This is a genomic window from Aeromonas sp. 9A, assembly GCF_963900955.1.
Lineage (GTDB): Bacteria > Pseudomonadota > Gammaproteobacteria > Enterobacterales > Aeromonadaceae > Aeromonas > Aeromonas salmonicida.
The window spans coordinates 465808-478464 of sequence record NZ_CAWRFG010000001.1 but is presented as its reverse complement, the minus strand read 5'-3'; the positions used below and the strand labels follow the sequence as shown (position 1 = coordinate 478464).

Here is a 12657-nt window from a genome sequence, read left to right as displayed (position 1 = left end):
CGGGACTGTATACCCTCGTCCAGCATGACGATATTGCTCAACTCTATTGTTCAACTCTGCTCTACCAGATCAGAAGGAAAAAACCATGATTGAGGCAATGACGGAAGCGGAACTGTACGCACCTGTCGAGTGGCGCGATTGCTCCGCCGGTTACGAGGACATCCTCTATCACAAGTCCGGCGATGGTATTGCCAAGATCACCATCAATCGCCCTCAGGTACGCAATGCCTTCCGCCCCCGCACCGTCAAAGAGATGCTGCAGGCGCTGGCCGATGCCCGCTATGACGATCATATCGGCACCATCATACTCACCGGCTTCGGCGAGAAGGCGTTCTGCGCCGGTGGCGATCAGAAGATCCGTGGCGACTACGGTGGATACCAGGACGACGAAGGCACTCACCACCTCAACGTGCTCGACTTCCAGCGTGACATCCGCACCTGCCCGAAACCCGTGGTCGCCATGGTGGCCGGTTACGCGGTCGGTGGCGGCCACGTGCTGCACATGATGTGCGATCTCACCATTGCCGCCGACAACGCCCAGTTCGGCCAGACAGGTCCGAAAGTCGGCTCCTTCGACGGTGGCTGGGGCGCCTCCTACATGGCCCGCATCGTCGGCCAGAAGAAGGCCCGCGAGATCTGGTTCCTCTGTCGCATGTACGATGCCCAGCAAGCGCTCGACATGGGGCTGGTCAACACAGTCGTACCTTTGGCCGAGCTGGAGCGCGAAACCGTGCGCTGGTGCCGCGAGATGCTGCAAAACAGCCCGATGGCGCTGCGCTGCCTGAAAGCGGCCCTCAACGCCGACTGCGATGGCCAGGCCGGCTTGCAGGAGCTGGCGGGGAATGCCACCATGCTGTTCTACATGACCGAAGAGGGTCAGGAAGGGCGTAACGCGTTCAACGAAAAACGTCGTCCCGACTTCTCCAAATACAAGCGGAATCCCTGATGAAACTCGCTCTCTATCGCTACCAACTGCCTTTTACCCAGCCCCTGACCTTTCACGGCAAGGTGGAGGTGGCGCGAGAGGGCCTGCTGGTTCGCGTTGACAAGGGCTGGGGGGAAATAGCTCCCCTGCCCGGTTTCTCCAAAGAGACCCTGGCCGAAGCGCAAGCCGAAGCGCTCGCTTGTCTGGAGCAACTGGCTCAGGGACAGCCCATCTCGCCCCTGCTGCCTTCGGTGCAATTTGGGTTCGATTGCGCGCGCCGAATCTGGCCTGAACAGACCGCCACCCTGCCCGCACCCTATCCCCTTATTCAAGGTTCCCCCCAGGAGCTGCTCAAACACTGGAAGGACTGGCTGCATCAGACGCCCACCAAGGCCAAGCTGAAAGTGGCCCGTTATCCCATGCGCGACGAGCTGGCGCTGATCCGCCTGCTGTGCGATCGCATCCCCACTCTCAAGCTGGTGCTGGACGCCAATCAGGGCTGGACCCGTGAGGAAGCCTGGGCCTTCTGCGGTCATCTGGATCCGAACCGGATCGAATATCTGGAAGACCCTTGCGCCAACTTTGACGACATCGCCTTCGTGGCAAACCGCACCGGCATGCCGGTCGCCATCGACGAGCTGTTGGCACAAGGCAAACCCTGGGAGCCCATCCCGCAGCTGAGAGCCCTGGTGCTCAAACCCATGTTGCTCGGCTCGCTGGCCAACAGCGAAGCCCTGGTGGCCCGCGCCCGCGAGCTGCGCCTGAAAGTGATCGTCTCCTCCTGTTTCGAGTCCGGGGTCGGCCTCGGCCAGCTCGTCCGTCTCGCGGGTGAATGGGCGCCGGATCAGGCACCGGGCCTGGACACCAAACGCTGGCTGGCAAGCGACCTGCTGGATACTCAAGGCAAACCCGACCTGAGTCTGTTGGAGCCCCTGTTTCATCGTGACTGAAGGGGCCTGCATGCTGCCGACATCGGACCATCACTCCCATTTAGAGCCATGCCCGGTGCGCCACTGGGCACAAGCCGCGCCCCACCGGATCGCCATCCACACAGCAAGTCCCCTCAACTACCAGCAGCTGGATGCAAGGCTCAACAGCCTGTGCCTGCAACTGGAGGGGGCCGGCTTGAAAAGCGGCGACCGGCTGGCTGCCGTGGTGCGCGGCGCTCTGCCAGACGTCTTGCTGGCCTGGGCCTGCGTGCGCAGCGGCATCATTTTCTGCCCGCTCAACCCCGCCTTTCCACTGACCAGACAGGCCGAGCTGGCACAGCAGCTGGACGTGGCCGCCTTCTGGTCGGCGGGCGAAATTCCGGCTGGAAGTGGGTGCCCACTGCGGCTGGATTTCAGCACAGAAGTGGCGGCTACCGAGCAGCCCTGGCCACTCGCGCCTGCCCAGTTGAACAACATGATCCTCACCTCGGGCTCCAGCGGCGCACCGAAAGCCGTGGTGCATCGTCTCGCCAACCACCTGGCCTCGGCGCGAGGCTCAGCCTCCCTTATCCCGCTGGATGAGGAGTGCGGCTGGTTGCTCTCCCTGCCGCTGTTTCACGTCGGCGGCTACGCCATCCTGTTCCGGGTCTTTCTGGCAGGGGCCAGCCTGGTGCTGGACGAGCGCAGCCAGCCCCTCAAGACGCGTCTCGAATGCCAACCCATCACTCACCTGTCGCTGGTACCGACCCAGCTCTGGCGGCTGATGGCTGAGGGTTTTGACCCCGCTCGCACCCGCTTGCGCGAGCTGTTGCTCGGTGGCGCCGCCATCCCGCAGCCGCTGGTTGCTCGCCTCACGGCCATGGGCTTCACCCCCAAGTCGAGCTATGGCCTCTCCGAAATGGCCAGCCAGGTCTGTACCGGCCTGCCGACCACTGCGGGTCTGGTCGGCAGGCCGCTGCCAGGGCGGGAAGTCTGCATTCAACAAGGGGAAATTTGCGTACGCGGTGACACCTTGTTTGCCGGTTATTTCAAGGAGGGCGTACTGGAGCGACCGCTCGACGAGGCTGGCTGGTTTCACACCCGCGACCAGGGGCATGTCACCGCCAACGGAGAGCTGGTGGTGGAGGGGCGGATCGACAATCTGTTTATCTCGGGCGGGGAGAATATCCAGCCAGAGACCATAGAGCAGCGACTGGTGGATCACCCTGCCGTGGCCCAGGCACTGGTGGTGCCCATACCGAGTGAGGAGTGGGGGCAAAGACCCGCCGCCTTCATCGACTGGCATGGGGAACCTGTGCCCTATCCGGAGCTGGCCGCCTGGCTCAGGCAGACATTACCCGGCTTTATGGTGCCGGACCTCTGGCAACCCTGGCCGGACATGGGCGGGGCTCTCAAACCACAGCGAAAGCTGTATCAGCAGTCAATCTTCAAGCAATAAACCGCCATACGACAAGATCTGGCACAACAGATCCATCCGATCCGCACCGTATTCAACAAAACTCGCGAACGAGGCCAAAAACATACTCAGGCTGCAGGCTAAGTGAGAACGATTACATAAACGGCCATCTTTTTGAGTGTTTTTTGAACCAAATTAATAACCTGTAGTACCATACCCGCTGCCAGGCACCTCAATGGAAACCTAAATAATTGATAATTAAAGATATTGTAGTTTTTTCATTATTTGAACAACTGCCACATGATGGTAAAATGCACTCCTTGGCGGTAAGACGAGTCACACATGAGTAACAAAAATTATAAAATTGCAGAGGATATTATTTTCTCCGCTGCAATATTCAAGCTCTCAAAGGGAGAAAGAGACATCAAGCTCAGCAACAAGGAAGCAGAGCTACTCGAAATGCTGTGTGATGAGGCAGGCAGTGTCATTGCCAGAGGCAAGCTGCAGGAGACCTTGTGGCCAAATCAGGACAATACCGATACCAACCTTAACCGTCAGATCCTCTCTCTGCGCAGAAAACTGGAATCCATTGGTTTACTGGACGCAATCGATACTATTCCGAGAGTCGGTTATATCTTCTGTGCACCGGTTGAGATCAGCGGAGAAGAAGAGGAAACGGTAGCTACTGATAACATAGTGCCAACGCCTGCAAACATGCCACAACCAAGACGACAATATAGCCGTAGACGATATGACCGCTATTTCAGTCCAAAACGCATCATGCTGTTTGCATTGATCATGGTATCTATTACCTCATTGGTGATATTAATTTACCACTATACCAATGCCAATACCCTGAGAACGATCAATCTCAGCCATGTATCTCTTTATATGACCAGTGATACAGAGCAAACCCTGAAATTGAAGATAGAAAACCTGAAACCGCTTGCTCAGCGCATCCCTCATTATGAAGATGAACATGTTTCCATTCTCATCGGAAAGGAAGCTATCAGCTACTTTTCCATTGACAATAAAAACAAACTTCTGTCAGAAAATATTTTCCTGTTGAGAGCGGGCCACCCTGTCATGGAAGAGTTGCAATGTGTCGTAGCAACGATGGCGTTGCAGGGAGAGAATGTTTCCCACAATTATTATAACAATCCACATACCGTTGTCAGATATCATAGCAGCTGCCTGGCGCCAGAGAACTGGGTAGAAATAACCAGAAAGAGCAAGATGATTGTCACCATGAACAGAGAGATTGTGGTAGCGACCGTGATTGCAACCGATCATAAGGGACAGACACTGTTCAACCTAGATTCCGTCGGGGATGTAGAACGTGATGATGATGATATTGCGGTCGAAATAAAGAATACCATTGTCAACTTCATTGACCAGAAAGCACTCATCAATAATAGCATGGTCGCCACTCTGGTCGCAGCCTTGACGCCACCAAAACAGAAGGCGCTGTTCATCCAACTGCCGGGTGGAATATATTTATCCAGCTATATGGGGGGCGTTCTCTCCTGGCCCAGCAGAGAAAACTTGAAGGTCATCCAGCGCAATGACCCTTGAGTTATTCATAGGCAACAATGAAATTGGCCACGGCGGTATAATCGCCAGGTTTGATATTCCTTGCGGCGATGGCATCCGGGTGGCCTTCAACCCGAGCGAAAAAATTCAGCTCATTCTCTGTTGAATTGCCCAGCACATAGCCACGGGAAGGAGTACCCAAATCCAGCGGGGATTGAGTGACATCATACAACCGGATACCCGCCCCCTTGGCAGAACCTGCGGAAAAAGCCAGAGCACCGCTCATCTGCTGATCTGCCGAACCGCTGAAGGTCACCTTGGCCATGCGGAAGATGCCTGGCTTGCAGTTGGTCAGGCGGATAACAAAAGGCACCTGGGCCCCGGCACCGGCTGAATAGAGTTCCCTGACGTCAACTACCCCCATGTCGACCGACTGATCGGCTGACTCGGGTGATACCAGGCATGGCTGGTCAATAATTCGGCCATGCAGGTTGAGTGCGCCGCCAAGGAGTTCAAGGTCGTCAGCCGCAGCACTGACCCATAAAGGGATAATTAGCAACCCGAAATAGACTAAGCGCAACATACCCCCCTCCTACTGAAATGAAGCAACGATCGTACCGGTCGCATAAAAATCACCGGCTTCGACTTCAACACCGGCAGGACTTACAGGTGCCGCAATAAACCCCCAGTCACCGATATTTCCCTGCATGGAAACTGGATACCAGTCATTCAGGTTGAGAGGCGCTCCATCCAGTTGTTTGAATTTTATACCCAGGTTATTAATGGTATTTCCACCCTGATAGCCATCTCGAGTGGTTCTCAAATAATTTGAGTTAAAAGAAACCGGCTTGCCAGAAATCGCCAAATTTATTTTCATTGATGCATCTTTATCAAACACCCCGCCACTACAAACAAAGCTTAGCGGAACTGTTTTTTCATAATTATTGCCATCTAAACCGACCCCTGGCAGATCACCAAATTCAACTTCTATTGACAGACCGCCATTAATAGTACATTTTTCTGGTACATAAAGCACAGAAGACTTGATGACTATTCTTGACATGACGTCATTATTGAAGCCAACATCAGTTTTACCCAATCGACCAAACATCTCGACTATCTCATGGTCAGCAATTTGCACACCATTGATAATTGGCTTGCGAACGCGGAAGGTCACTTTTCCCTTGCTACCACTTCTAAAACCAAATTGTGCAGAGCCATTTCTCTTGTAGCAGGTGAACCTGCCCTGATTGGATTCTTCATTAAAGGGGGCCGTTACATATGCCTGACGATTACCTTCAATCCAGATATCAACCTTGAGATCCAGAAATTCATTCAACTTGACGAATCCACCGCCAACGCTGGGTAACCCTGCACTCATGACTGCTTTGTAATAGATTGGTTGATTGATAATGTCCTGGGCAGGACAGAATGCCGTACCAGGGTAAGTACCATTCAAATCCCACTTGAATTCTTTCGTTGCATTGACCTGGTTGGCTATATCTTCCTTTGTCAGTTCAATGTCATAGGTTTTTGTGGTTGCCCTAACCTCACCATTAATGGCCATCGCTGGCATGGACAAAAACATGACACCAAGTACGCCTGCACGAAATATCATGTTCATGTCCCCTTTATGGCTTTACAGGCATTGCCGACACACTGGTATTTGATATCCATATATCCGCCGTAATCGTTTACATAGCTGATTATGAATTCACTGCCCAACGTCTCGGGGATCTTGGCATCCAGCTCGGATTTGGGGGCCACCATAAAGGCAGAGAAGCCTTTAATGGATGTTTTCTCTTTGCCCTTGGGATGAGCCAGACCGACATAGGTGACGTAGTAAGGGGTCGGGTTATTGACCTTCAGGGTTGTGCCCTGTTTGGTGATCGTCACTTGATCCTGCCAGACGGCACCACGCTCCGGGAGGATGGCCTCGGGGCGGTAGAAGAGCTTTATCTTGGATTGCACGGCAATCTGCATGACGTTGCTCTTCTCGCTCTTGGGCGGGATCTCGCGCAGGTTGAAGTAGTAGATAGATTCGCGATCTTTTGGCAACGTCTCGATCGCAGGCACAGAGGCGATCCTGACAATCGACTTCTGATTGGCATCCACCCGCTGCACTGGCGGCAGCACCACGAAAGGCGAAGCGATCTTCTGCCCCTGGGCATCTTCAATCCAGGCCTGCGCCAGATAAGGCAGCTTCTGATTTTCGTTTTTGATGTTGAGACTGATGGATTTGGCACCACCAGGATAAACGGCGCGAGTACGATCCAGCACAATCGCGGCACTGACGTTCAGTGACGTCATACCCAATACGGCCAGACAGGTAAAAGAGAGCAGCTTTTTCATCGGGTTCCCATTACTTACAAGTGAGCGTCTTCATCGACAGATCGGTTACTTCGTGCGGTGCCGCTATCTTGCACTGACGGGCACCACCCCAGGAAAGTTCAAACGATTCATCCGGTTTTACTCCCGCCAGATAGACAAGGCCATCCTCATCCACAACGGAGAGTACCCGTCCGGCGTCATTGACGACGGTCGCACCGAAGGGCGGATAGGAACCATTGGGCAGCCTGACGCTGGCCAGCAACTTGAAGCCCTGGGCAATTTCAAAGGCATTATACCCAATCGCACCTTCCGTCAGGGTTCCCTGCTTGATGGCATTCATGGCATCTATGTCATCGCTCAGCTGGTCCACGTCGATACGGGTATCGCTCTTGCGATAATCGGTCATGTCGCTGATCACGGCCACGCCAAACCGGTTCGTTACCGCACGCCCATTATTGAAAGAGACATCGGCGACCTTGCCGGTATCGACCATCATGCGGGTTCCTCCACGTCGGGTCGCCTGATGCAAGGCGGCGCCATGTTCGGTCGCCGTCAAACCGCCCCGCATGCTGGCACCGACCGAGGTGTATTCGCTCTGTACGCTGTAGGCATTGAGGCTGACGGCGCCGATGTCACTGTTGTGGTTGTAATAGCCTCGCGCGACCGCATGACCATTGCTCTGCACCCCGGCCCCCAGCTGATAGGTATCATCCGGCCGGCTGTAATCCTGATAGGTTGCCAGGTGGGTGACCTTGCCGTTGGAAGACTGCACGCTGTATCCCGCACTCTTCCTGTCCCCGATCGGCATGCTGACCGTCAGCATGACACTCTTGTCATCCTCATAATTCTCTGTCTTGGTCTTGTAAGCAGACAAATAGAGAGAGACATCCTTGAAACTGCCAATATTCACACTCTTGTTGATGGACAGGCCGTAACGATCTTCCGCATCGTGATTCCAATAGGTTCTATGGGTGTAATCCATATACATGGTCAATGCCTTGGCAGCATCATCAGCCCAGAATGTCTTGTTGGCAGTAATGGTATATAGCTCTTTATCACCCCAGGTATTGTAATCATCACTCGACGCAACGTTATTATTTTCCAGTCGGTCCTTGTTATTCAGGAACTGCGACATTGTCATGAAGTTGTGTTGCGAGAAACGATAACCCGCAAAGGTGATGGAGCTGTTGTATTCATCGAACTGCTTGGCATAGTTCAACCGAAATGACTGGCCAATCTTGGTAGATAAACCCGGTAATTTCGCAATGGATTGGGTCAAGTCAGCAGAAATAGCACCGAATGCATACAGGTCGCGACCAATCCCCAGGCCCATGGAGTTATATTCGCCAGCAACCAGACTACCACCATAAAGAGACCAGGAGTTCGCCACCCCCCATGAGAAGTCCCCCGTCACAAAACCAGGACCATGGATATCGTGAGCAGAGTCACCCAGTTCTGATGGGGCGCCGACCGAGATGTTGTAGCGAACATACCCTGGCCGGGTCAAATAAGGCACGGTTGCCGTATCCACCTGAAAAGAGCTGACGCTGCCATCCTGCTCTTCCACCCGCACATCGAGGCGACCACGCACAGAACTGTCCAATCCCTGAATACGAAATGGGCCGGCAGGCACGTTGGTCTCATAAATGATGCGGCCAGATTGGGAGATGGTGACTTTGGCGTTGGTCTTGGCGATGCCGCTCACCTCGGGGGCATAGCCTTGCAAGCTGGGCGGCAACATGCGCTCATCATTGGCCAGATTGACACCTGTATAACGAAAACCATCGATCAATTGGGAGTTGAGCTGTTGTTCGCCCACGGTCAGCTTGGCGGCCATGGTCGACAGAGGCCGGTATGCGTAGAGACGGTTAAGCTCGGCTGACGACCGCTCGTCATCCCCCCAATAAGCGCTGGCCTGGTAATCGCCACGCAGGCGCCAGGGACCATAGTTCACCCCCAGGGTACCGTAACTGCTGAGGTTGCTGTTGGAGTAGTCGCGCCCTTCATTGACCTGGGCATTGAGGTTGTAATCCAGCATCAGACCAGTGACGCCGACGTCCCACTGCTCGGGCGGAATCCAGTTGGGGTCACTGTATTTCAGCCAGGCCTGGGGGACGGCAATCCTCAGCAAGCCGTTACCAATATCATTGGAGATGATGACCCCATCCAGCGCCAGAAGGTTGGCACACTGACCCTGATGCCAGCTGTCAATCTTGGCGATGGCTTCATCCGTCAGCGCCATCCTGGGGACAAGATCCTGAGGCAAGCAGGCAACGCCGCCCTTTCCCTTGCCGTCTTCCACTTCATAAAAAGGGATTTTCTGGAGTGGTAGCTTGTTCTTGTTGACCTCAATCTCAAGATAGTAATCACCAGGCAGGATATAACCTTCATCTGCAAACTGGGAAAGGTCTATCTTGGTTCGCTCGTCCAGATCAAGCGCATCAATATTAAACTCCGTTTCTGCCAACGCGTTATTTGCCACTGCCAACAGGCAAGGCACGCATAGCATAAAAGCCATTTTTAGATAATGTGTTCTAACAGAGTTTGATGTTGAAACGCTCATATATTCACTCTAGGGGTAACATAACGGTCTCACATAATGAGGTATCTACACTAAGCAATCGGGTTGCTTACATATAGTTGAGTTCAAATAGGGCTGTATTGCTCGGATAGAACAGCACACCATTATTCACCCTCAAATCAAGTTCCATATCACGGTTGACAATATCGGAGATAATAAAGTATTCCCCAGATACCTTGTGATATTTCCCGTCACTGACAATACCCAGTTCATCATTCATGACACCATGAACAGACATGGATATAAAAGGCAGTGAGGTATCCGCTCGCCCTTCTATCTGACACCCACTGACTTTCAGTACTCTGTGGTTGGCTTGTTGCTGGGGAGTTTTTCTTTGTTCATCCAAAGTGCAGCCTGACTCGGCCAACCCATCCGTTACTTCATTTGCATACGCAGGCATTGCCATCATCACAACCTGCAACACGACTGGCACAATCATTGGAGTTTTCATGGTCAAGGCACGATGTGGGGGAAACCATGTGTGAAGTTGTGGTGGTTTGCACCACCACAACCCGTATCACACGTTAAGGCAGACTATTACTCGTAGGAGAGAGTAAAGTTGGTCACTGCAGTGAAAGCACCGGCAGTCAGCGGGTTGGCAGTCTGGTCGGCATAGCCTTTCAGCACGGCGCTGAAGGGCAGCTCGTTATCACCATTCACCAAGCCAAAGGCGGAAGTCGGGGTACCCAGTACGATCGGGGCGCCGCCCGGAGCTGTCATCTTGATACCAGCACCAGCTGCCTGGCCGCCACCGATCACCAGCAGGCTGGAATCGACAGGATCTTTGGCGCCGCTGAAGGTCACTTTAACAGCATCTTCATCAGGGGTAATTTCACAGTTCAGCAGCTTGATGCTGAACGGCTTGGAGTTGGACTCACCACCTTTGACCAGCTCTTTGGTGCTGATCTGGCCCATTTCAACAACCTGGTCAACAGACTCGGGAGCAACAGAGCAAGGGGCATTGATAATTTCACCGTTAAAGGTGACTTTACCTGAACCAGCACCGCCGGCAGCAACAGCAGAGCCGCACAGCAGCATGGAACCAACACCCATAGCAACCAAAATTTTATTAGCGTTCATTCTTTATACCTACATTAACGTGTGTTTTATCTCATCACCTAAACCATGCTGGAGTCACAGTGTTAAATAATGAGGCGATATGCCACAAAGCTACTCTTGCATGACTTTCTCTTCATTAAGCCGGTGAAGATATGAGCCAGACAATCAGTTGATCTGTGTATGTCCAATTTTATCAAGCCAAGGTAGAAGACCGTATCAAAGGCAGTTCCCGCTACCTTTTATATCTGCACGAATACATATCCATGTAAGCCGTGTAGAAATACTGCTTTCAACCTTTGCTTGGGAAACAAATTAACGACGCATTTGATACATATCAAATACATTTTGATTTTTATAAATCTTTTTTTAAACACTTTAAAATCATGCACTTAAGCTCATCTTGTGACACTTTAAAATAACAAAAAACCATTAACAACTCTGCATTGAACATTGGCGATATTAAATTAACCAATAACCTAATCACACAACAAACCAAATTAACAAAAAAACAACATCGAGCACGATAAATATACTCTCCTGGCCATGCTTCTGATCACGCTCAAGCAATCAGGCAATCAGGCAATCAGGCAATCAGGCAATCAGGCAATCAGGCAATCAGGCAATCAGGCAATCAGGATTATCTGAAGCTGACTGTGATGCACAAGAGGTCACACCTTGCTCTCACGGCAGGGATAACATTCAACGTTTCCATGTCAAATAACATTGGCTTTAAAACATCCGCAGTTGTTGGCTCACTCTTTACAGGCATTCATAACAATTAATTTAATTGGAAGGAAATAAAAAATCATCAATATGGAACAGGCATATTTTCCCACCAATACTAATCGGCACTTGTGAGGTGTGACTTATATCCCATCTTTTTTTATAGCGATTGATTTCTCAAAGTGGGGTGTTATCATCCGAACATAGAGTAAAGGGCAAACCGATCGAAAGGTCGGGACGCAAAGCCACCGGTCTAAGGGTGTAGATACCTAAGACAGCGGAGCTGCCAACTGAGAAGAGTGATGTCATGATCTGAATGCCATTCTCTTTGATTGCGTTGCCCTTTTCGTACAACGACATGTGACGAAAAGGACATAAAATGAACACTTGCATCCCCTCCACCGGTTCTGTCCGCAAAAGCATTATCCGTTGCGCTTCCTCAGCCGCCACCGCCTTGCTGCTTGGTGCTGCACTGTTGCCAGCTACCGCGTCGGCTTACGATGGCACAGTGACCCTGACTGGCACCATTTATGAATCACCCTGTGACTTTTCTGACAACAGCGTGACCTGCTATTCCGGCGCACAGCGCCAAACCCTGGATTTGGCCAGCCTGCGACAAACTGGCAGCCTCAACGCCATCAATGGCACCCTAAATTACAAGCTGTCAGAAGGCAGCAATAGCATGGCCATAGTGACCGTCAGTTACCTCTAGTTTCCTCCTGAGCCTGGCTCAGGATTGCTTGAGGATAAGGGCCGGCATACCGATTGGTTTGTCGGCAGCCTGCCTTGGCCACTGGCAAAGCAACCTCTGTTGCCTTTGTGTCGCGTCCCTCTTGTCAGTCTCGGTTGCCCCTCTGCTCCGAGTCCTCTCGATCTGTTCCCCTTCCCTATTCACCCTTTCCTGGGTCACAGCATCATGACCACATAAACGCCTGGCGATCGCCAGTACAGAGCCTCCATACCATTCGGACATGAGGCCCACCTGCCCACGGCACAGCAAACCTCAAACGAGAGCTGGATCACATTCACAGCGTGGAGGCTTAGATCCCCCCCAGATGGCAGATGAGTCCTTGCTATCACTGCAGCCCCCAATGAGACTCAATTTATTTTGATAGATGCTAAATAAATGATTTATATGGCCTGATTGGTGAGTTGATACCCTTTTGGAACTGAGTACATT

General features: G+C 52.4%; 11 protein-coding genes and 1 riboswitch. Of the genes, 5 read left to right on the top strand and 6 right to left on the bottom strand.

What is annotated here, in order from left to right:
* Window positions 1–85 precede the first annotated feature (85 nt).
* The 4 genes from menB (at window position 86) to AACX78_RS02295 (ending at window position 4825) form a co-directional block, all read left to right on the top strand.
* Entirely contained in the window at window positions 86–946 is an 861-nt protein-coding gene (gene menB, locus AACX78_RS02310; RefSeq protein ID WP_042868847.1) for a 1,4-dihydroxy-2-naphthoyl-CoA synthase, read from the top strand.
* Window positions 946–1875, top strand: a complete 930-nt coding sequence (menC, locus tag AACX78_RS02305; RefSeq protein ID WP_159165276.1) for an o-succinylbenzoate synthase — start codon at window positions 946–948, stop codon at window positions 1873–1875. The genes menB and menC overlap by 1 nt, the downstream gene beginning before the upstream one ends.
* Before the next feature lie 10 nt (window positions 1876–1885).
* Window positions 1886–3292 (top strand): AMP-binding protein, encoded by a 1407-nt coding sequence (locus AACX78_RS02300; RefSeq protein WP_159165275.1) that lies wholly within the window; start codon window positions 1886–1888, stop codon window positions 3290–3292.
* A 300-nt stretch (window positions 3293–3592) separates the two neighbouring features.
* Window positions 3593–4825: a winged helix-turn-helix domain-containing protein gene (locus AACX78_RS02295; protein ID WP_159165274.1), complete on the top strand. Its 1233-nt coding sequence runs from the start codon at window positions 3593–3595 to the stop codon at window positions 4823–4825.
* Between the two features lies 1 nt (window position 4826).
* Here the strand turns inward: AACX78_RS02295 and AACX78_RS02290 are convergent, their stop codons facing one another.
* The 6 genes from AACX78_RS02290 to AACX78_RS02265 form a co-directional block, all read right to left on the bottom strand.
* On the bottom strand, window positions 4827–5366 hold the full coding sequence (locus AACX78_RS02290; protein ID WP_159165273.1) for a fimbrial protein: 540 nt from the start codon (window positions 5364–5366) through the stop codon (window positions 4827–4829).
* A gap of 9 nt (window positions 5367–5375) precedes the next feature.
* Window positions 5376–6401, bottom strand: a complete 1026-nt coding sequence (locus AACX78_RS02285) for a fimbrial protein (protein ID WP_159165272.1) — start codon at window positions 6399–6401, stop codon at window positions 5376–5378.
* 2 nt (window positions 6402–6403) lie between these two features.
* Entirely contained in the window at window positions 6404–7135 is a 732-nt protein-coding gene (locus AACX78_RS02280) for a fimbrial biogenesis chaperone (RefSeq protein WP_021140104.1), read from the bottom strand.
* Window positions 7136–7145: 10 nt separating this feature from the next.
* Window positions 7146–9677, bottom strand: coding sequence for a fimbria/pilus outer membrane usher protein (locus AACX78_RS02275; protein WP_159165271.1), 2532 nt, complete (start codon window positions 9675–9677; stop codon window positions 7146–7148).
* A 67-nt stretch (window positions 9678–9744) separates the two neighbouring features.
* Complete coding sequence (locus AACX78_RS02270; protein WP_159167430.1) at window positions 9745–10134, bottom strand: hypothetical protein; 390 nt, start codon at window positions 10132–10134, stop codon at window positions 9745–9747.
* Window positions 10135–10232: 98 nt separating this feature from the next.
* Window positions 10233–10775, bottom strand: a complete 543-nt coding sequence (locus AACX78_RS02265; RefSeq protein WP_034523670.1) for a fimbrial protein — start codon at window positions 10773–10775, stop codon at window positions 10233–10235.
* Between the two features lie 906 nt (window positions 10776–11681).
* A riboswitch (cyclic di-GMP riboswitch) is annotated at window positions 11682–11768 on the top strand.
* Window positions 11769–11856: 88 nt separating this feature from the next.
* Here AACX78_RS02265 and AACX78_RS02260 point away from each other — a divergent pair.
* On the top strand, window positions 11857–12189 hold the full coding sequence (locus AACX78_RS02260) for a hypothetical protein (protein ID WP_005316030.1): 333 nt from the start codon (window positions 11857–11859) through the stop codon (window positions 12187–12189).
* Window positions 12190–12657: the final 468 nt, after the last annotated feature.